This is a genomic window from Pantoea sp. GD03673, from assembly GCF_029844725.1.
Lineage (GTDB): Bacteria > Pseudomonadota > Gammaproteobacteria > Enterobacterales > Enterobacteriaceae > Pantoea.
In genome coordinates, this window is record NZ_JAOCKJ010000006.1 from 307,420 (window position 1) to 327,562 (window position 20,143).

A 20,143-nucleotide genomic window follows, 5' to 3' on the forward strand; every position below is an offset into this window, starting at 1 on the left:
ATATTTGGCTTAGTAAGGGTGAAGATCTCACCGTGCTGATTCTGTTGGCTAAAGGCATTAACGAAGCTCTTTATTTGTGCAAGAATTGGTCCATATTCCTTCACTTTAATCTGACCGGAAATGCTATGGCTGGCGTGAACAAAGCTCAACTGACTGAAACCGACATCGTAACTAAATTTATTCTGCCTGCGGTCAAGAAGGCCGGATGGGATGACATGACGCAAATTCGCCAGGAGGTGAAGTTACGTGATGGCAAAGTAGTTGTGCGGGGTAAGTTGGCATCCCGTCAGAAAGTGAAATCAGCAGATATAGTGCTCTACCATAAGCCTGGCTTACCGCTGGCAGTCATTGAAGCGAAAGCAAACAAGCATGAAATTGGAAAAGGGATGCAGCAGGGACTGGGTTATGCCGCCTTGTTAGAGGTTCCTTTCGTCTTTGCCTCCAATGGTGATGGCTTCGTATTTCATGACAAAACGACCCCTGATCAGCTGGAACGAGAAATTACACTCGAAGAGTTCCCAACGCCTGCTGAGTTATGGGGGAAGTTCTGTCTCTGGAAAGGTTATACCGCCGCACAACTGCCTGTTATTACGCAGGACTACTATGAAGACGGCTCCGGTAAATCGCCGCGCTATTATCAGCTTCAGGCAATCAATAAAACGCTTGAGGCTATCTCAGCAGGCCAGAACCGCATCTTATTAGTGATGGCAACCGGTACCGGCAAAACCTACACCGCCTTCCAGATTATCTGGCGGTTATGGAAAAGCAGGCACAAGAAACGCATCCTGTTCTTGGCAGATCGCAACATTCTTGTTGATCAAACCCGCACCAACGATTTCCAGCCTTTTGGGCAGGCAATGACCAAAGTCACTGGCCGCACCGTCGATCCCGCTTACGAAATCCACCTAGCGCTGTATCAGGCAATGACAGGAACCGAAGAGCATGAAAAAGCGTATAAGCAGGTTGCGCGTGACTTCTTCGACCTGATCATCATTGACGAATGCCATCGCGGCAGCGCCGCTGAAGACAGTGCCTGGCGGGAGATTCTGGAATACTTTAGTAGTGCGACTCAGGTCGGTTTAACGGCGACGCCGAAAGAGACCCATGAGGTTTCAAATACAGACTATTTCGGTGAGCCGGTCTATACCTATTCGCTTAAGCAGGGCATTGAGGATGGCTTCCTGGCGCCTTATAAAGTTGTACGCGTTGATATCAATGTTGACCTGCAAGGGTGGCGTCCAGCGAAAGGAGAAGTCGATAAAAATGGTGAGCTGATCGAAGATCGCATCTACAACCAAAAAGATTTTGATCGCAACTTAGTCATTGATGAACGCACTCAGCTGGTGGCGGAAACCATTACGGATTACCTTAAGCGCACCAACCCCATGGATAAAACCATCGTCTTCTGCAATGACATACCTCATGCAGAGCGGATGCGGCGCGCCCTGGTCAATCTCAACGCAGCGCAAATGAAAGAAAATGATAAATACATTATGCGTATTACAGGCGATGAGGCCGAGGGAAAAAACCAGCTCGATAACTTCATCAATCCGAAGAAGCCCTACCCGGTTATCACCGTAACATCAGAACTGATGACAACGGGTGTGGATGCCAAAACCTGTAAGCTGGTTGTGCTTGAACAAAACATCCAGTCGATGACCAAATTTAAGCAAATCATTGGACGCGGCACGCGTATTGATGAACGCTACAACAAGCTATGGTTCACCATTATGGATTTCCGAAAAGCCACCGAACTGTTTGCAGATGAACGCTTTGATGGCTTGCCAGTGAAAGTCATAACCACGACAAAAGATGAGGTCGCCGATCCAGAGTCAGATTTTGATGAGCAACTGGAAGATAATGTATCGGGTGAAGATGCCCAAACAGGCCATGCAGAAGAACCATCACCGGATTATCCCTCTGGCACCTCAACAGAATCCGAACCTGATGGCGAACTGCCCGAAACTGACGAAGAACGGCGCAGGAAGTTTTACGTTAAAGGCGTTGCTGTTAATGTGCTATCTAAACGCGTTCAGTATTATGACGCTGACGGTAAGCTGGTTACCGAATCATTTCAGGATTACACCCGTCGTACGCTGATGAAAGAGTACGCATCTTTGGACGATTTTGTTCAACGCTGGCAGAGTGCTGAACGTAAACAGGCCATTATCGAAGAGCTGGAACAGCAGGGCATTATCTGGGATGTGCTGACGGAAGAGGTCGGCAAAGAGCTGGATCCGTTCGATATGCTCTGTCATGTCGTGTACGGTCAGCCGCCGCTCACCCGCCTTGAACGCGCCGATAATGTGCGTAAGCGTAACTACTTTACCAAATACTCTGAGTCGGCTCAGGCCGTGTTGAGCAACCTGCTCGATAAATACGCCGATGCGGGCGTAAAGGAAATCGAAGATATTCAGGTACTGAAGCTTCGACCTTTTGATACCATGGGCCGCCCTTTGGAGATCATCAAAAAGAACTTTGGTGACAAGGAAAGCTACATGAGTGCCGTGAGTGAACTGGAAAAAGAAATCTACGAACTCCCTCCTCGCTCGGCCTGATTCCCTTTGAATGTCTGTCACCGTAGCGACCGCTCGGTGGCAGACTTTTTTATTACGGAAATTGCAACAAACATGTCTATCAGTTCAGTTATCAAATCCTTACAGGACATTATGCGTAAAGACGCCGGTGTGGACGGCGATGCGCAACGCCTGGGTCAGCTTTCATGGCTGCTGTTTTTAAAAATTTTCGACACTCAGGAAGAAGAGCTAGAAGCCATAATGGATGCAGAAGAGTATCGTTTGCCGGTTCCCGCACGTTATCTGTGGCGCAACTGGGCGGCTGATGCAGAAGGTATAACGGGCGACGCGCTGCTTGAGTTCGTTAATGACGATCTCTTCCCTGCCCTGAAAAACCTGCCTGCACCTCGTGATAAAAATCCACGTGGATTTGTGGTACGGGAAGCTTTCAGTGACGCCTTTAACTATATGAAAAACGGTACGCTGCTGCGTCAGGTCATCAACAAACTGAATGAGATTAATTTCGGCGACAGCAACGAACGCCATTTGTTTGGCGATATCTACGAACAAATTTTGCGCGACCTGCAAAGCGCCGGTAACGCCGGTGAGTTTTATACTCCACGCGCCGTTACCCGCTTTATGGTTAACCGTATCGACCCCAGACTAGGCGAGCGCGTGATTGATCCCGCCTGCGGCACTGGCGGATTTTTGGCTTGCACGGTTGATCATATCAAAGCCAACTACGTTCACAGCACCGATGATCACCAAACGCTGCAGAAGCAGATTCACGGCGTAGAGAAAAAGCAGCTACCGCACCTGCTTTGTACCACCAATATGCTGCTACACGGTATTGAAGTTCCGGTACAGATTCGCCATGACAATACGTTAAGCAAACCGCTCTCTTCATGGGATGAGCAGTTCGATGTTATTGTTACCAACCCGCCATTTGGCGGCACCGAAGAAGATGGCATCGAGAAAAACTTTCCCTCTGAAACGCAAACGCGCGAAACTGCTGATCTCTTCCTGCAGTTGATTGTGGAAGTGCTGGCAGATAAAGGACGCGCCGCCGTAGTACTGCCGGACGGCACGCTGTTTGGTGAAGGTGTTAAAACCAAAATCAAAAAACTGCTGACAGAAGAGTGCAACCTGCACACCATCGTACGTCTGCCGAATGGCGTGTTTAATCCCTATACCGGCATCAAAACTAACCTGTTGTTTTTCACTAAAGGCCAGCCGACGCAGGATATCTGGTTCTATGAACATCCCTATCCTGAAGGCGTGAAAAACTACAGCAAAACCCGCCCAATGAAGGTCGAAGAGTTTCAGCCGGAGATCGATTGGTGGGGCAATGAAGCCGACGGCTTTGCCAGCCGTGTTGAAAACGAACACGCCTGGAAAGTCAGCATTGATGAAGTCATTGCTCGTAACTTCAACCTTGATATTAAGAATTCGCATCAGGCAGAAGCAATCAGCCACGATCCCGATGAGCTGCTGGCGCAGTATCGGCAGCAGCAAACCGAAATCAACCAGCTGCGCCACCAGCTTCGCGATATCCTCGGTGCCGCGCTTGCGGGTAAGGAGGTCAACTGATGTCTGCTGAGCAACTGATCACCCAGCATATCAATACCTGGACTTCTGCCTTACAGACACGCTCAACCGCTGGACGCGGCAACAACGGCAAGATTGATCTTTATGGCATAAAAAAGCTGCGTGAACTGATTCTGGAACTGGCCGTACGTGGCAAGCTGGTGCCGCAGGACCCAAATGATGAACCTGCGTCTGAGTTGCTAAAACGCATTGCTGCTGAAAAAGCCGAGCTGATGAAGCAGGAAAAAATTAAAAAACAGAAGCCTTTGGCAAAAATTAATAAGGATGAAACGCCGTTTGAATTGCCGGAGAGCTGGGAATGGACATCGTTAGGTTTTCTGACTAATTATGGTCAATGTGATAAAGCAGAGCCTGAAGATGCTAAAAGCAACACATGGATTGTTGAACTCGAAGATATTGAAAAAGAAACATCCAGACTTTTAAATAGAGTTACTTTTTCCGAGCGCCCATTCAAAAGCTCAAAAAATAGATTTTCATGCGGGGACGTACTATATGGAAAGTTACGCCCATATTTAAATAAAGTACTTATTGCTGATGATGATGGCGTTTGCACCACTGAGATAATCCCCGTCAGACCATTCAACGGAATTACTTCAGAATATCTGAGCATATTACTAAAATCTCCTAGCTTCATTAGATACGCTAACGAATCAACACATGGCATGAATATGCCAAGGTTAGGTACTGATAAAGCAATAAATGCGTTAACACCTCTAGCTCCTGTGAACGAGCAAATAAATATCGTTCAAAAAGTAAATGAACTCATGTCCCTTTGCGACCAACTGGAGCAGCAATCTCTGACCAGTCTTGACGCACATTCCCAGCTGGTTGAAACCTTGCTGGCAACGCTCACTAACAGCAAAAACGCCGAAGAGTTAGCCGAAAACTGGGTGCGAATCAGCCAGCATTTAGACACGCTGTTTACCACAGAAGCCAGCATTGATGCGCTTAAGCAAACCATTCTGCAACTGGCGGTGATGGGTAAATTGGTTCCGCAAGACCCCAACGATGAACCTGCATCTGAACTGCTTAAACGTATTGAGCAGGAAAAAGCGCAACTGGTGAAAGAAGGTAAAATTAAAAAACAAAAACTTTTGCCGCCAATCAGTGATGATGACATACCGTTTGAGTTGCCAAAAGGATGGATGTGGTCTAGGGTTGGTGATATTTTATCGCTTAAGAATGGTTATGCATTCAAAAGCAATTTTTTTGTTGAATTCAGAAGTAAATATATTTTAACAACTCCTGGTAATTTCTATGAAACAGGAGGCTTTAGGCATCGAGGTGATAAGACTAAGTACTATGATGGCCCCCTTGATGAAGAGTTCATATTAAATCCTGGTGACTTGATTATACCAATGACCGAGCAGGCTCCGGGATTACTTGGGAGTGCTGCTTTCATTCCAAAAGATGAGTACATGTATTTACACAACCAGCGTTTAGGTAAATTAGAAATCTATTATGAAGGGGTAACATCTGAATTCATCTTTTGGTTTTTCAACAGCCAGCTCCTGAGAACTGAATTAGCAAGAACATGTACAGGTACAACTGTTCGTCACACTTCACCTGATAGGATTTTAAATGCTTTAGTTCCTGTAGTTCCTTCAAACGAGCAATATAGAATTACCGAAAAAATTAATAATCTAATGCTACTATGTGACGTTCTCAAATCTCGCCTGCAATCCGCCCAGCAAACTCAGCTTCACCTAGCGGATGCACTTACTGATGCAGCCTTAAACTAAGGAACAGACGATGCCGGTTCGCCATGCTATCTGGCGGGTGGGGGATAACCCCCAGCCACTGACTATCAGCAAACTGGACAGCGAGAGTTTGCTGGAAAGAATGATCTTGAACAACCCAGCCATTCTTTCAGATCAGTGGATGATTATCGGGCATCAGGAAAATACGCTCGATAAGGGGCGTATTGATCTGCTGGCGATAGCGCCTGATGCCTCGCTAATCCTGATAGAGCTGAAACGCGACCGCACACCGCGCGAGGTAGTCGCTCAGGCGCTGGATTACGCTTCATGGGTAGATGATTTAACCGCAGACCGCCTGTCACAAATTTATGAAAAATTCTCTGGCGGCGGTAATCTGGGTGACGCCTTTAAGCAACGTTTCAATACTGAGTTAGAAGAAGAGTCTATTAACCAGTCGCATCAAATCATTATCGTAGCGGCGGAACTGGATCCGTCCACCGAACGCATTGTCGACTATCTAAGCAAAAATGGTATCTCTATTAACGTGCTGTTCTTCAAGGTCTTTCAGCACGGGGACGAGCAGCTTTTAAGTCGCGCCTGGCTTCTTGATCCCAGCGAGACGCAAACTAACGCTGCTCAGGCCACTGCAGGTACGAGTGCTCAATCAAAAGAACCCTGGAATGGAGAGTTCTATGTCTCGTTCGGTGACTCAAATAGTCGTAACTGGGAAGAGGCGCGCCGTTATGGCTTTATCAGTGCTGGTGGCGGAAGCTGGTACAGCCAGACCTTAAAACAGCTTCAGCCCGGTCAACGCGTCTGGGTTAACATCCCAAAAACAGGTTATGTTGGCGTCGGTATTGTGCAAAGTGCCGTTGAGCCAGCCAGCAGCTTTACAATCAATACTGAGGCTGGCGAAAAAGTCGCGATGGACGTGCTTAAGCATGGAAACCTTTATCGCGATAACTCAGGTGATCCCGATAAATCTGAGTATTTTGTCTCAGTTAAATGGCTTGAAACCCGTAGTGAACAGGATGCAGTAAATGAACTCGGGTTCTTCGGTAATCAAAACACCGTTTGTAAACCGACAACATCAAAGTGGCGACACACTGTTGAAAGATTGAAAAATTACTTCAGAAACTGGAATACTAACGAGTAGAATTTTCCGGCATTAAGGCGAATGAATTTTAATAAGGATCATAACAATGCGTAAAATCCTCCACTCCGAATACCCGTTCCGGCGGTCACACGAAGGTGTGGCTGCCCCGACGGTATATTCGGGGATTACCCATGCATACAAGAAATCGAGCGTTTCGTCGCCATCATATGAAAAGGCTCAAAACTAAACGCGGTCATTATAATAATGCGGCTTACAGCTGGCCTGAAGGTGCGACTATCGTCAATATCGGTAAGGCTTATCATACGCCATGTCTCTGTTCATGCTGGATGTGTGGACATCAGCGTTTTCATCACGGAATGAACATGCAAGAAGTGAGAGCAAGAGCCAGCTATCAGGATTAAACAACTAAGCCCACCTGAATGGTGGGCTACCTTCCAGCAAACACACTCTGATAAACCATCTTGTAAGCTCATCTCCCACCCACTACAAACCCGATAAGCACAATGGAGACCTCACAATGCAAAGTCGAGCCGCCAGCGCCAAAATCACCAGGCAACAAATTTACCGCTCCGTTGCCAGCTCAACGGCTATTGAAACGGGTGAAGCTGTGCAGAAAATTGAGCAAAATCTTAAGCAGTATCAAGCTAAAGCAAAAGCTATCGGTTTAGCTCGCTAATTTGGCAAAAAATCGTCAACAAGCTGTATCATCGGCATATAGTTGTCAGTGATTTCGGCCTGAATAGCCTTTAAAACGTTTAATGCTCGTCAAAAGACTGTAACCTAGGATCTGCCTGAACTGATAACACATCAAATTCTGCTTCATCAATAATGCCCAGTCTATTCAACAATACGCTATCCGACGAACCAAGCTGGAAAATGCTTTTCAAAGAATTGAGACTATATTTAGCCAATTCTCATCCTCTCTGGAATAAATTCACTACATTGCTGGTGGCCTGTTCAACATGATTAACCCTATTTTCCCACTGTTCTAATGCCCTTCTTTTCTCTACAAGATAATCATAACGGTCATAGTGCTTCGAGCTGACATCCTGCAATGCATGGTTTTGAATGCGGTCACGCAACTCTTTCGAGACACCGATTTCGCCCATCAGTGTTTTGCAGGTCCGCCGTAAATCCCTAGCAACAAACATGGGGTTGTCAGGAAAATGCTCGCGATAATAGATGATGGCTTGAGCAAAGCTGTCAGTTCGTAGATGCTTACCCGCATCCAACCTCTGCGGGAAGATATACGGGCTATCATTAACGTTCTCGCTCTTCAGCCTTTCCAGAATTTCTATAGCTGAATCCGTTAATGGCACCAAATGGTCGCGCTTGTTCTTTGAGACGTCAGCAACAATCAACAGTGTTTTCTCTTCCCAGTTCACGGCATCCCACCGACTGGAAGCCAGTTCATGCGGGCGCTGCCCACCAGCGTAAACACATAAATTAAGCAGCAAGCTCACCGTGCTGCCAACGCTTGGCGTTTTGGGAAAGTCACCCATCAGCTGTTGCAGCTCATTCAACTTCAGCCAGTTGGTTCCCGCTTTCTCAGCAGCCGACTGCTTAGGGATGACGCTAACCGGGTTCATCTCAAGTCCAAACATCACGTTCTGCTGGTGGTTGGCCGGATCGTTATCCGCTTTGAGCCCGTAGTTGAAAGCTGCCATCAGATAAGAGCGCACACGGTTCGCTTCAACGCTCGCCCCGCGCTGAATGATGGCAGACAAAATCTGTTTGATATGTAGCGGTTTGACTTCGTTAGCTTTCGTATCTTTGGCGATGAAGGAATAGGTTTCCTTTTCCAGTCGGTACAGCACCTGCTGCCATGTCCGCTTTCCATCTTCCCGCATTTTTTTGGTGTAGCCCTGAATAAGCTGCTCGATGCTACCCTTTAACTGTTCGGCACGCTTTTGCTTTTCCAGCGCGATGTCCTGTTCAGCCTTCTCGACCTTAGGGTTCTTCCCTTCCTTCAGCGTACCGGCATAACCTTTCGCAAGCTGACGAGCCTGAGCTAATGACATTTCAGGGTAACGACCCAACTGAATAAAGTGGCGCTTAGCATCCCAGTAGTAGCGATAGTAGAAAACCCGCTGCCCGGATGGCTCAACTTTAACCCCCAGACGCCCTGCTCCCCGCTCACCACTCTTGTCCCATACCTGATAAGCCGAATCGCGCGCTTTCAGTCCGCGCACCATTGAGTCCGTTAAATTATCTGCCAAAAGAAAATCCTTACGAGAAAAGTTTTACTGCCGTTTTCTGGGTGATGTAGCAGGTGACGTAAGGATGATACTGAAAGGAAAAACCCGGAACAACATGAAACCAAGAAATAATCATAAATGACTGATTTATATTTATTAATGTGTAGATATGGTTAAAGATGAAAAACGATGAAACAAGCTATTCATATGACTCATAATCGCTTGGTCGCTGGTTCAAACCCAGCAGGGGCCACCAAATTTCTTCATAAAAAAAACATATATTTAAGCCGCTCATTGAAGCGGTTTTTTTGTATTCATTTCTCTTAAGTGGCGGGTGCGTCCTAAAACCTGACTGACGTAACCAATTCAACCTCCTGCCATACGCTCAGACTCCTCTCTGACCAGCACTCCTCAGACAATGATATTCCTCCCTCCATAATTATCTCCCCTGCCCTGTCTTCCCGCGCAACCCCCATGCTATCTTGTGGTTTTGATTTTTTCAGTGGGCAAAGTAGATGACTAAGTTGCGGGTAGGGATCGTGTTTGGCGGGAAATCGGCTGAGCATGAGGTGTCGTTGCAGTCGGCCAAAAATATCCTTGAGGCGATCGACAAAAGCAGGTTTGACGTCGTGTTGCTGGGCATCGACAAACAGGGGCACTGGCGTCTTAGTGATGCGTCAAACTTCTTACTCAACGCTGAAAACCCGGCGCTGATCGCGCTCAATCACGCCGCTGAAGATGTGGCGCTGGTGCCAGGCAACACTGAGCAGCAAATCATCATCCGCCACAACGCCCATCCGCTGTCGCAGATCGACGTTATCTTCCCGATCGTGCACGGTACGCTGGGTGAAGATGGGTCCCTGCAGGGCCTGCTGCGTATGGCCTCATTACCGTTTGTCGGTTCCGACGTGCTGGGTTCTGCTGTCAGCATGGACAAAGATTTCACCAAACGGCTGTTACGCGATGCCGGGCTTAACGTCGCGCCGTGGCTGAGCGTCACCCAGGCGCAGCGCCCCCAGCTGGACCCGGAAGCCGTCATTGCCCGCTTTGGCCTGCCGCTGTTTATCAAACCCGCCAACCAGGGTTCATCGGTGGGCGTCAGCAAAGTGGATAGCCTTGAAGAATTTGATGCTGCGCTGACGCTGGCCTTCTCATTTGACCGCAAAGTGCTGATTGAACAGGGTATCAAAGGCCGCGAGATCGAATGTGCGGTGCTGGGCAACGATGCGCCTGAAGCCAGCCCCTGCGGCGAAGTGGTCGTGCATGACGCCTTTTACTCTTATGACACCAAATATATCTCTGAAAGCGGTGCGCAGACGGTGGTCCCGGCGGCCATTACACCGGAAACCAGCGATGCAATCCGTGACGTCGCCATCAAGGCCTTCTCCGCGCTGGAGTGCTTTGGCCTGGCACGCGTCGATGTGTTCCTGACTGACGACGGCGAGATTATTGTCAATGAAGTGAATACCCTGCCCGGCTTCACCAATATCAGCATGTACCCGAAACTGTGGCAGGCCGCCGGACTCAGCTATCAGGACCTGATCAGCCGTCTGATCGACCTGGCGATTGAACGCCACCAGCAGGCCAGCACCCTGAAAAGCAGCGTGAGCTGACCGGACCCGGTGACGAGGCGTTATGCCACGTCGCTGGTGACAGTGCGGTAGTTAACCGGTGACGTCTGATTACGCCCATTGCGTTTAGACAGATAGAGATTTTTATCCGCCGCGGAGATCAGCCGGTTGATCACGCGGTGCCACTCCGTTTCTTCATCGGCACTGCCATGGGCCAGCCCCAGGCTGACGGTGACCGTGGCCGTGCTGCCCTGCAGCCAGAACTTCTCTTTCGCCATTTTCTGCCGGATGCTTTCGGCCAGGAAATAGAGCTTTTCCGGATTCTGATCGAACAGCACCACCACAAACTCTTCGCCACCGAAACGGCAGATGCGCCCCGCTTTACCCACCACCCGTTGCATCCGGCGGGCGATCTCTTCCAGCACGCTGTCGCCCGCATCATGACCAAAATTGTCATTAATGGCTTTGAAGTAATCGACGTCCAGCAGGATTACACCCACTTTGCGATCCGGGAAAATCGGCTCCACACGCAGGCTTTCATACAAGCCGGAGCGCGACAGCTGCCGGGTCAGGAAATCGTAATTCGCCCGTAGCGCCAGACGCTGATTAAGCTGGCGGATTGCATCCATGCTTGCGGCGACAATCAGCGGACTGATGGCGATGGTCGCCACACCCAGTCGCGCCGACGTCAGATGGCTGATCGGCAACAGGTTGTCATCGCCCTGAATATTCATCACGCCATGAGAGACCAGAACGATTTCGGTAATGCCGGTCAGCAGTATTACCAGGCTGGTCAGCGGCATCGGCAGCACGATGGCGCACCAGACCAGCGCCGGAACCGGAAGCGTCAGGCTGCCCGCGCCCCCCATCATCGCGCCCGTCATCAGCGAAACGATCACGGCGATGACCGGTGCCACCTTGCGGATCTGCAAAAACTGGCGGGGCGACAGCGATGACCAGTCGCGCGTCAGCAAAAAGGGCAGCAGCATCAGCCCGGTTGAGAACTGCTCGCTGAACCAGTCCCCCCAGGCCGCCGCCAGGCCAGCATCAAAATCAGCCTGCTGTGCCAGCGCTCCCCAGCTGGCACAGACCAGCGCGGCCAGCAGACAGGCAGGAAAAATGCGCAGAACACTGGTAATACGCTCACTGCCAGAGTCGTGCTGAATATGCTTTACCAGCAGCGTCGCTGCCACCAGCACAAACAGAAGATTCGCCAGGTTGAGGGTAAACGCAGAGAGCGCCCAGCCTGAAAAAACGGTGTCGTTAAACACCATCGCGGCAAAGATGGCGAGGTAATAGCGGGTCTGATGCAAAAAAGGATTGCGGACGATGATGCCAGTAACGATTGCGTTAACCGGCCAGAACAGAGACAGCTCCTGCGGAAAGCGCAGGTGCCCGCCGATAAAACAAAATAGCAACGTGATGAAAAACAGCAAAAATGCGTTCTTGTTAGGGTTGTGCTCGTCAAACAGCTGTATGCGCATACATCCGGACCTTGTCGCAGAGAGGCTGGCTGTCCACGCCAGCCTGAACAGGCGCGTGGTGTCAGAATGATTAAATCCTGAATACCCTCAAAGTCATCCGGCGATAAAACCTCATTTCATGGGCTGATTCAGGAAAGTTATCCTGCAGAGGCTAAAGCCATCAGATGACAGCAGAAATCGGGAACTTATTATGCCTCGCAAATAAAAAAATCGGATATCCGAGATATCCGATTTTTGCCTCTGAAACCATTTTGTCGTTGCGTTAAACGCTACTTTACCGCAACCGGCCACTGACTCAGGCGAATGCCACGTTTGTCGGCGTTATCACCAAAATCTTTCAATACCGCTTTCACGTCGGGATCGATATATTCCGCATTATCGTTATCAACGATGACCACGCTGTTCTCCGGGATCTCATCCAGCAATCCCTGCAACTTTGGATTATGCATAAAGGTCAGGTTCTGCTGAAAACGCAGCACGTAGTGGTCATCATAACGGGTGAGCTGCAGCGCATTGCGATGGCTCTTATAGATGCTGTAAAGGATCTGCGTGGCGATGCCGATGCCAATACCAACCAGCATACCCAGCGTGATAATACCGACGATGGTGGCCAGAAACGGCACGTACTGCTGCGCCCCCATGCGGAACTGCTCGATAAACAGTTTGGGTGTCGCCAGCTTATAACCGGTGTAGAGCAGCACGGCAGCAAGGCTGGCCAGCGGGATAGCATTCAGCATCTCACTGAACCACATACCGCAAATCAGCAGCAGCACACCATGAATAAAGATCGACAGCCTGGTCTGCGCACCTGCACTGACATTCACCGAACTGCGCACAATCACCGCCGTTATCGGCATCGCGCCAAGAAAACCGGCCGCGAGGTTACCGATACCCTGCGCGAACATCTCTTTATTGGGTGACGGCGCGGGCGTCTGAGGGCGCAGTTTTTTCAGCGCCTCCTGACTCAGCAGGGTCTCCAGACTGGCGACCAGTGCCAGGGTCACCGCAACTACCCAGACCTGTGGATTCTGCCAGGCCATCCAGTCGGGCGTTTCCAGTTCAGCCACCAGCGCGGAAACGCTGTCAAACGCGGGCAGTGAAATGCGCGCCAGCCCCTGGGTCATCTCAGGGAACAGTCGTCCTCCCACGACTGTCGCCAGGCAACCGATCAGCACGGCAATCAGCGGTCCAGGGATCCAGGCAAGCGCTTTTATCCGTTTCACCGGCGCGGTGGTCCAGAGACATAAAATGGCCAGGCCAACACCGGCCACCACGATGGCGGGCAGCGAGAAGGTCATCTGGCCTGTCACCAGCGACACCAGCTCCGCATCGCCAGCGGCACCCAGCGCCACCGGAATCTGCTGCATGATCAGCAGCAGGCCAATCGCCGCCAGCATCCCTTTAATGACGCTGCCCGGCACCAGTGAAATAAACCGCCCGGCGCGCAGCAGGCCAAACACACATTGCAGTGCCCCGGCGATAATCAGCGCAGTGAGAAAGGCAGAGAAGCTGCCCAGTGTTGCCATTGAGGCAACGACAATAGTTACCAGGCCCGCCGCCGGGCCGCTGACGGCAAACCGGGATGGGCTCAGCGACGTGACCACCAGACCGCCAATCACACCGGTCAGCAGACCGGCAAACGGCGGTAATCCGCTGGCCTGTGCAATGCCCAGGCAGAGCGGTAAGGCGACCAGGAAAACCACCAGACCCGCAGGAATATCGCGACGCAGGGTATCGAGGTTCATAGTGAAGACTCCTCTGCAGATTGATGAATCAGCTCTTTGAGATGGCCGGAGCGCAGGTCATAAACACAACCAAACACGTCCAGTTCCTGGCCCGATTGCCAGATTTGCCTGACCGGTTCCGTTTTTACCAGCCGGGCGAATTGTGCCTTAACGTTGGCCTCAACCAGCCGATCACGCTGTTCACCCGGCGGCGCGTCTGAGGGGGAATGTTCTGTCAGACCTGACTGAATATCATCACGCAGCGTCTGGATGCGTCTCGCCAGCGCGCTCTCCTGACCATCCAGCACGCTGCCGGGAAAATTTTGCGCGGCCTCTACCCCGCCGCAGCCATAGTGACCGCTTAATACAATGCGTTTAACGCCGAGAAAGAAGAGTGCGTATTGCAGCACGCTCAGTAAATTATCGTCGTCCTCAATCACCATGTTAGCGATATTGCGATGCACAAAGAGTTCACCGGGATGGGAGCCGGTTAATACCTCTGCCGGAACGCGACTATCAGAACAGCCAATCCAGAGTGAGTGTGGCTTTTGCTGATGAAGGACGTTTTTAAAATAATCCGGATTACGCTGGCGGCGCTGTAATGCCCAACTGCGATTTTTCGCTAATAAGGGTTTAAGTGTCGTCACAATCATCTTCTCTCTACTACCGGGATGTCGCATCCTGGCTGACCACAAAGTGTATCGGCTCATAAATAAAGCGTGAGCCGCCAGGTTAATAAGAACTGAGTCACAGAAAAAGGTTATAGACGCTAACCAATTTCATTGCACGCGCAATATTTCACAGCGATTTAACAACACGCCTTTTGTCAGCTGACGGTCAGTAAAGGTCAGGCTTAAGTAAATTTAATTCAGCGGCAGAAATGAAGGGAAATAAACTGAAACACCAGTTTATTCAAGAATATCAATAAATTAAGTTTCAACGGAAAATTAACTAAAGTTAATGCTGACAAATAAATACAAGTAATAAAAGAAGGGATATTCGCTGCCATACCAACCGGCGTGCTTTTTTGCCAGGAATCCTCTTAATTAAAAAATTAACCATTAGCACAATCAACCGGCTTAATAGCTGACAGCCAGTTAAATATGCCTGTAATGAGATAAGAATGAAGCAAGAGATGATTAATTTAATTTGCAGCAGAATAGTGACGGCGGTAAGTAAATCAGGGCCATTCTTGAGAAGAGCCTGACCGGGCAGGCTCTTTTTCTTGACGAATTATTTACCGTTCCAGCTTTGCAGGCGTGAATCCCGCACCGACAGCTGTTGTTCCGGCGTCAGTTTGTTGTAGTTATCCGCCATTCCGCTCTCCCAGTCGCCGTAGAGTGGGTTCGGCAGCACGATGAACTGCGTACCAAACTGCTGGTGGTTAAGATTCACAAAATCGCGACGCGTCTGATTACCCTGATGCCAGGTCGCCCCCCCGAAATCGTTGAGGTTATCGCCTACGTAGAGCACCACGTTATAGCCCGCGTTTTTGATGGCATCGAAACGCGCCTGCTTATTGGAGCTGTCGGTGTTCAGACGTACCGTTTTATCGCTGACGTTGGGGAAGCCGAGCTGCTGCATGTTAGCAACCGTGGCGGCATAATCTTTCTGATCGCGGTTCGACACATAGAACAGCGTGCCGCCATTTTCTGTGACATGACGTGCGAACGCTACCGCACCCGGCACCGCTTTCGCCTGACGCGCCTGCGTCCAGGCTGACCAGGTTTTGCTACTGAACGGCTGACCGTTTTTTGCCTGCCACGCGCTGTAAGCACTGTTATCCAGCATGGTTTCATCCAGATCGACAATCACCGCTTTGGGTTTGCCGGTCAGCGACGGAGCCTGATCAAACGCCATGCGCGCCGTATTAAACGCCTGCCAGGTCAGTGCCTGATATTCGCCAGACTGCTGGAACCAGTTCAGCGCCAGCACCGATTGCTGGCCGAGTTGCTGTTGCGCGGTCTGATGTGACGATGAGGCGCAGCCCGTCAGCAGCAGTGCGATCAGTCCGGATGCAGCAAGTTTTGCGGAGGTTTTCATCATTTCATCCTTAAGGTGATAAAGATCTGAGGAGAAGCTTCAAAAATGTAGCAGTTAACGTAAGCTGTGGGCAGCCTGACACACGCTGTTATAACAGGAGATTCTTATGGCCGTGATCCCGCGCTCGCCATTGCTCGACGCACTGGAGTGGCTCGAATATGCGTTCCAGCCCGCCGGTGAACAGCCACCTGCCGATGCCGCCTGGGGCCATCAGCGCCACAGCGCGACCGTGGTCACCGACGCTGAAAACATCCCGCCTAAAAGCTGCGAATCTGATGGCGTCATCGGTAGCGGAACGCGCCCGGTGGCAGTGTACACCGCCGACTGCCTGCCGGTGCTATTCGCCGACCGCAGACAGCGGATCGTGGCCGCGGTTCATGCCGGACTTAAAGGTACGCTGGCGGGCGTGCTGACCCGCGCCGTGGAAAAACTGGGCGAACAGGGCTGCGCGCCGCAGGACCTGGTGGTGGCTATTGGCCCGGCGATGGGGCCCTGCTGCTATGAACTGGCCGAACCGCAGCTGGCAGAGATTGCACAGAACCCGGCGTTCGCCAGCGGGCTGCGCTGGCACCAGGTCCAGCCGGTCAATCCCCAGGCGCAGCGCCCTCAGGCCTCCGCCCACCAGCACGGCGTCTGGTTTGATCTGCCTGCGCTTGCGACGCAGCTGCTGGTGAACGCGGGAGTGCCCGCTTCGCAGATCGACAACGTCAATGTCTGCACCTACTGCATGGCCGGGAGGGGTTCAAGCTACCGCTTTAATACCCATCATGGCAGCGGCTATCAGTCACGTTTTTCGTGGATTCGGCGGCGTTAACGGTTTCGGGCCGGTTAAACGGCCTGAACATTATAAGCAACGCCTGTAGTAAAACCGCGCAGGCCACGGATGGCGGTGCGGCGTCAGACACAGGATCCCTCTGTCAGCCCCTGCCCTTGTTTATGATTTCACTCACACCCTGACATTCTTTCACTTTTTTTTAACGCAGAAGTGGCTAGAGTAAACTCATCCGACCACTTGTCTGTGAGTGACTATCATGTCCGTCAATCCTGATTATCCTGCGCTGTTTACGCCGCTGGACCTTGGTTTTACCCGACTGAAAAACCGCTTTCTGATGGGCTCGATGCACACCGGCCTGGAAGAACACCCGGATGGCGCAGCCCGGCTGGCCGCGTTCTACGGCGAACGGGCGCGTGAAGGGGTTGCGCTGATCGTCACCGGCGGCATTGCCCCCAATGCGCAGGGTGTCACTGCCGCGCATGGCGCGATGCTCACCGACGAGACGCAATGCAGCTGGCACCGGCAGATCACGGAGGCGGTGCATCAGCATCAGGGGAAAATCGCCCTGCAGATCCTGCATACCGGCCGTTACAGCTATCAGCCCGATCTGGTTGCCCCCTCGGCCCGTCAGGCACCGATTAACCCGTTTACACCGCAGGCGATGAGCGAGGCAGCGATTGAACAGACCATTGATGACTTTGCCCGCTGTGCCCGTCTGGCCCAGCAGGCGGGCTACGATGGTGTGGAGATCATGGGTTCCGAAGGCTACCTGATTAATCAGTTTCTGGTGAAACACACCAACCAGCGCGATGACCGCTGGGGCGGCGACTTCCGTCAGCGGATGCAGTTCGCGCTGGCAATTACCCGGGCGGTACGTGCCGCGACCGGCGACGCCTTTATCATCATCTTCCGGCTGTCGATGCTCGATCTGATCGAAGAGGGCAGCACGCTGGAGGAGACGCTGCTGCTGGCGGGCGAACTGGAGCAGTGCGGCATTACGCTGTTCAATACCGGTATTGGCTGGCACGAGGCGCGTATCCCGACCATCGCCACCTGCGTGCCGCGTGCGGCCTTTGCCTGGGTGACCCAGCGCCTGCGCGCCCATGTTTCGGTGCCGGTGATCGCCACCAATCGCATCAACCACCCCGCCGTCGCCGAGCAGCTGTTGCAGTCGGGCTGCGCCGATATGGTCTCGATGGCGCGCCCTTTCCTCGCCGACCCCGCCTTTGTCAGCAAAGCACAGCGCGGCGAACCCGACAGCATCAACACCTGCATTGCCTGCAATCAGGCCTGCCTTGACCAGGTGTTCGCCGGTAAGATCACCTCCTGTCTGGTTAACCCCCGCGCCTGCCACGAGACGCTGATGCCGGTTATCGCCAGCACCGCACCGCGCAGGCTGGCGGTGGTGGGTGCCGGTCCGGCCGGGATGGCGTATGCGCTGCAGGCGGCACAGCGCGGACATCAGGTGACGCTGTATGAAGCCGCGCACGAAATTGGCGGCCAGTTCAATATAGCCCGGCAGATCCCCGGTAAAGCGGAGTTCAGCGAAACCCTGCGCTATTTCCGCCATCAGCTGGCGGCCGCAGGCGTGACGGTGAAAACCGGCTGTCGGGTCACGGCAGATCAGCTGAGTGACGCCGATGAAGTGGTGCTGGCGACCGGCATTCAGCCACGTACACCCGACATTCCGGGTATCGATCACCCCAGCGTGCTGAGCTACCTTGAGGTGCTGCGCGATAAGCGTCCGGTGGGCAAACGGGTAGCGATAATCGGCGCGGGCGGTATTGGCTTTGATGTCGCGGAGTATCTTTCACAACCTTCGCATGATGAGGATCGGGCCGCGTTTTACGCCGAATGGGGCATCGACCCCAGTCTGACGCAGCGCGGCGGCGTGGTGAAGCCCGAGCCGCCTGCCGCAGTACGGCAAATCTGGCTGCTGCAGCGCCGTACGGGAAAACCGGGTGCCGGACTGGCAAAAACCACCGGCTGGATCCACCGTGCCAGTCTGCAGGCGCGTGGCATAGAGATGTGGGGCGGCGTGGACTATCTGGCGATAGATGACAGCGGCCTGCATCTGCGGCGCAACGGTGAAACACAACGGCTGGCGCTCGATAACGTGATTATCTGTGCCGGACAGGAGCCGCAGCGCGAACTGGAAGCCGCGCTGCGTGCAAAAGGACAGGTGGTGACGGTGATAGGCGGTGCAGACGTGGCGCAGGAGCTGGATGCGCGTCGTGCGATTGCGCAGGCGACGCAGCTGGCCCTCACGGTCTGACTAGCGCATTTTCACCGCACGCAGCACCACAAACTTCTGGTTAGAGGCGATCAGCGTGCAATTGCCGAACAGCTTCTTCAGCTTGTGGTGATAATCGAGGTGGCGATTGCCGACAATACGCAACTCGCCGCCATACTGAAGGCAGCGTTTGGCATCGCGGAACATCTGCCATGCCAGATGATCGGTGACTGCGTGCTGCTGGTGGAACGGCGGGTTGCACAGCACCGCGTGCAGCCGATCCGACGGATAGCCGCTCAGCACGTTGTTCACCCGGAACTGACAGCGCGACAGATCCTCAGGACGGTTCACTTCCACGTTAAGCTGACTGGAGGCGACCGCCATGTAAGACTCATCCACGAAGTGCACCTCAGCCTGCGGGTTCTGCTCCAGCGCCATCAGTCCTACCACGCCGTTGCCACAGCCCAGATCGACAATTTCACCCTCAATGTTTTCCGGCAGATGCTGCACAAACAGCCGGGCGCCGATATCCAGTGACGCACGCGAGAAGACATTGGCGTAGTTGTGAATCTGATAAGGGGTGCCATCCAGCGGCCAGACCAGCGCTGGCGTGGCCTCACGCAGTGCAGGCTGGCTGAACTGGCTGAAGATCAGACGCGCTTTTTTCCACGCCAGTGAGGTTTTGGTTTCACCGATGATCTGTTCGAACAGTTGCAGGGTGGAGTTATGGATCTCTTTGGCGCGAGCCGCCGCCAGAATCACCGTATCCGGTGTGACGACTTCGCGAATGGCGCGCAGCTGATGCTCCAGCAGCGCCAGGGTTTTAGGCACCTTAATCAGCACCGCTGCCGGGGCTGCAGGCAGTTCAGCCAGGCTATCAACAAAGTGTACGTTGCTGTCATCCAGTCCATTAAAGGAAAGGTTCTGACGGGCGGCCTGCTGGCTGAGCCAGGAGTCGCTGACGTGCCAGACGGTGCGCGAATTCAGGGCGCAGGTTAATGCTCCGAAACTGTCGTTGAAGACCAGCACCGGTCCCTCTGGCAGCGCCTGTTGTAACAGATATTCATCAGCCGCATCCCAGGCTTGTAATGGACTTTCGTCACGCATCTGCGGGAAGCGATGCAGGATCAGTGTGCGATCGTTCAGTTCAAGTTGGCTCATGAATTCTCCGGCG

14 protein-coding genes are annotated in these 20,143 nt (G+C 52.3%); 8 read left to right on the top strand and 6 right to left on the bottom strand.

Annotated features, from left to right (window positions below):
• The first annotated feature begins 125 nt into the window (after positions 1-125).
• From N5J69_RS13850 to N5J69_RS13870, 5 genes are all read left to right on the top strand, one after another.
• Positions 126-2,558, top strand: a complete 2,433-nt coding sequence (locus N5J69_RS13850; RefSeq protein WP_279771229.1) for a DEAD/DEAH box helicase family protein — start codon at positions 126-128, stop codon at positions 2,556-2,558.
• Between the two features lie 72 nt (positions 2,559-2,630).
• Positions 2,631-4,106 (top strand): N-6 DNA methylase, encoded by a 1,476-nt coding sequence (locus N5J69_RS13855; protein ID WP_279771063.1) that lies wholly within the window; start codon positions 2,631-2,633, stop codon positions 4,104-4,106.
• On the top strand, positions 4,106-5,866 hold the full coding sequence (locus N5J69_RS13860; RefSeq protein WP_279771064.1) for a restriction endonuclease subunit S: 1,761 nt from the start codon (positions 4,106-4,108) through the stop codon (positions 5,864-5,866). The genes N5J69_RS13855 and N5J69_RS13860 overlap by 1 nt, the downstream gene beginning before the upstream one ends.
• 10 nt (positions 5,867-5,876) lie before the next feature.
• Complete coding sequence (locus N5J69_RS13865) at positions 5,877-6,980, top strand: nuclease (protein ID WP_279771066.1); 1,104 nt, start codon at positions 5,877-5,879, stop codon at positions 6,978-6,980.
• 478 nt (positions 6,981-7,458) lie between these two features.
• Positions 7,459-7,617, top strand: a complete 159-nt coding sequence (locus N5J69_RS13870; RefSeq protein ID WP_175558127.1) for a hypothetical protein — start codon at positions 7,459-7,461, stop codon at positions 7,615-7,617.
• A 238-nt stretch (positions 7,618-7,855) separates the two neighbouring features.
• On the opposite strand, the gene N5J69_RS13875 is transcribed toward N5J69_RS13870, so the two are convergent.
• On the bottom strand, positions 7,856-9,160 hold the full coding sequence (locus N5J69_RS13875) for a site-specific integrase (protein WP_279771069.1): 1,305 nt from the start codon (positions 9,158-9,160) through the stop codon (positions 7,856-7,858).
• A 494-nt stretch (positions 9,161-9,654) separates the two neighbouring features.
• Here N5J69_RS13875 and ddlA point away from each other — a divergent pair, with 494 nt between their 5' ends.
• On the top strand, positions 9,655-10,752 hold the full coding sequence (gene ddlA, locus N5J69_RS13880; protein ID WP_279771071.1) for a D-alanine--D-alanine ligase: 1,098 nt from the start codon (positions 9,655-9,657) through the stop codon (positions 10,750-10,752).
• 20 nt (positions 10,753-10,772) lie between these two features.
• Here the strand turns inward: ddlA and N5J69_RS13885 are convergent, their stop codons facing one another.
• The 4 genes from N5J69_RS13885 to N5J69_RS13900 form a co-directional block, all read right to left on the bottom strand.
• Positions 10,773-12,194 (bottom strand): diguanylate cyclase, encoded by a 1,422-nt coding sequence (locus N5J69_RS13885; protein WP_279771073.1) that lies wholly within the window; start codon positions 12,192-12,194, stop codon positions 10,773-10,775.
• A 269-nt stretch (positions 12,195-12,463) separates the two neighbouring features.
• Positions 12,464-13,939, bottom strand: a complete 1,476-nt coding sequence (locus N5J69_RS13890; RefSeq protein WP_279771075.1) for a SulP family inorganic anion transporter — start codon at positions 13,937-13,939, stop codon at positions 12,464-12,466.
• A complete protein-coding gene (locus N5J69_RS13895; protein WP_279771077.1) occupies positions 13,936-14,571 on the bottom strand; it encodes a carbonic anhydrase in 636 nt (211 codons plus the stop codon). The genes N5J69_RS13890 and N5J69_RS13895 overlap by 4 nt, the downstream gene beginning before the upstream one ends.
• A 580-nt stretch (positions 14,572-15,151) precedes the next feature.
• The gene (locus N5J69_RS13900; protein ID WP_279771078.1) at positions 15,152-15,961 is read right to left on the bottom strand and encodes a 5'-nucleotidase, lipoprotein e(P4) family; all 810 of its coding nucleotides are present in this window, start codon (positions 15,959-15,961) and stop codon (positions 15,152-15,154) included.
• A 106-nt stretch (positions 15,962-16,067) separates the two neighbouring features.
• Between N5J69_RS13900 and N5J69_RS13905 the strand changes: the two genes are divergently transcribed.
• On the top strand, positions 16,068-16,775 hold the full coding sequence (locus N5J69_RS13905) for a polyphenol oxidase family protein (RefSeq protein WP_279771080.1): 708 nt from the start codon (positions 16,068-16,070) through the stop codon (positions 16,773-16,775).
• A gap of 217 nt (positions 16,776-16,992) precedes the next feature.
• Positions 16,993-19,011, top strand: a complete 2,019-nt coding sequence (locus N5J69_RS13910; RefSeq protein WP_279771082.1) for an NADPH-dependent 2,4-dienoyl-CoA reductase — start codon at positions 16,993-16,995, stop codon at positions 19,009-19,011.
• Here the strand turns inward: N5J69_RS13910 and rlmG are convergent, their stop codons facing one another.
• Entirely contained in the window at positions 19,012-20,130 is a 1,119-nt protein-coding gene (rlmG, locus tag N5J69_RS13915) for a 23S rRNA (guanine(1835)-N(2))-methyltransferase RlmG (protein ID WP_279771084.1), read from the bottom strand.
• Between the last annotated feature and the right edge of the window lie 13 nt (positions 20,131-20,143).

What these genes read in the sequence shown, in the direction of transcription:
- N5J69_RS13850 (WP_279771229.1), top strand. Translation starts at nt 126, where the DNA reads ATGGCTGGCGTGAACAAAGCTCAACTGACTGAAACCGACATCGTAACT.
- N5J69_RS13855 (WP_279771063.1), top strand. Translation starts at nt 2,631, where the DNA reads ATGTCTATCAGTTCAGTTATCAAATCCTTACAGGACATTATGCGTAAA.
- N5J69_RS13860 (WP_279771064.1), top strand. Translation starts at nt 4,106, where the DNA reads ATGTCTGCTGAGCAACTGATCACCCAGCATATCAATACCTGGACTTCT.
- N5J69_RS13865 (WP_279771066.1), top strand. Translation starts at nt 5,877, where the DNA reads ATGCCGGTTCGCCATGCTATCTGGCGGGTGGGGGATAACCCCCAGCCA.
- N5J69_RS13870 (WP_175558127.1), top strand. Translation starts at nt 7,459, where the DNA reads ATGCAAAGTCGAGCCGCCAGCGCCAAAATCACCAGGCAACAAATTTAC.
- ddlA (WP_279771071.1), top strand. Translation starts at nt 9,655, where the DNA reads ATGACTAAGTTGCGGGTAGGGATCGTGTTTGGCGGGAAATCGGCTGAG.
- N5J69_RS13885 (WP_279771073.1), bottom strand. Translation starts at nt 12,194, where the DNA reads ATGCGCATACAGCTGTTTGACGAGCACAACCCTAACAAGAACGCATTT.
- N5J69_RS13890 (WP_279771075.1), bottom strand. Translation starts at nt 13,939, where the DNA reads ATGAACCTCGATACCCTGCGTCGCGATATTCCTGCGGGTCTGGTGGTT.
- N5J69_RS13895 (WP_279771077.1), bottom strand. Translation starts at nt 14,571, where the DNA reads ATGATTGTGACGACACTTAAACCCTTATTAGCGAAAAATCGCAGTTGG.
- N5J69_RS13900 (WP_279771078.1), bottom strand. Translation starts at nt 15,961, where the DNA reads ATGAAAACCTCCGCAAAACTTGCTGCATCCGGACTGATCGCACTGCTG.
- N5J69_RS13905 (WP_279771080.1), top strand. Translation starts at nt 16,068, where the DNA reads ATGGCCGTGATCCCGCGCTCGCCATTGCTCGACGCACTGGAGTGGCTC.
- N5J69_RS13910 (WP_279771082.1), top strand. Translation starts at nt 16,993, where the DNA reads ATGTCCGTCAATCCTGATTATCCTGCGCTGTTTACGCCGCTGGACCTT.
- rlmG (WP_279771084.1), bottom strand. Translation starts at nt 20,130, where the DNA reads ATGAGCCAACTTGAACTGAACGATCGCACACTGATCCTGCATCGCTTC.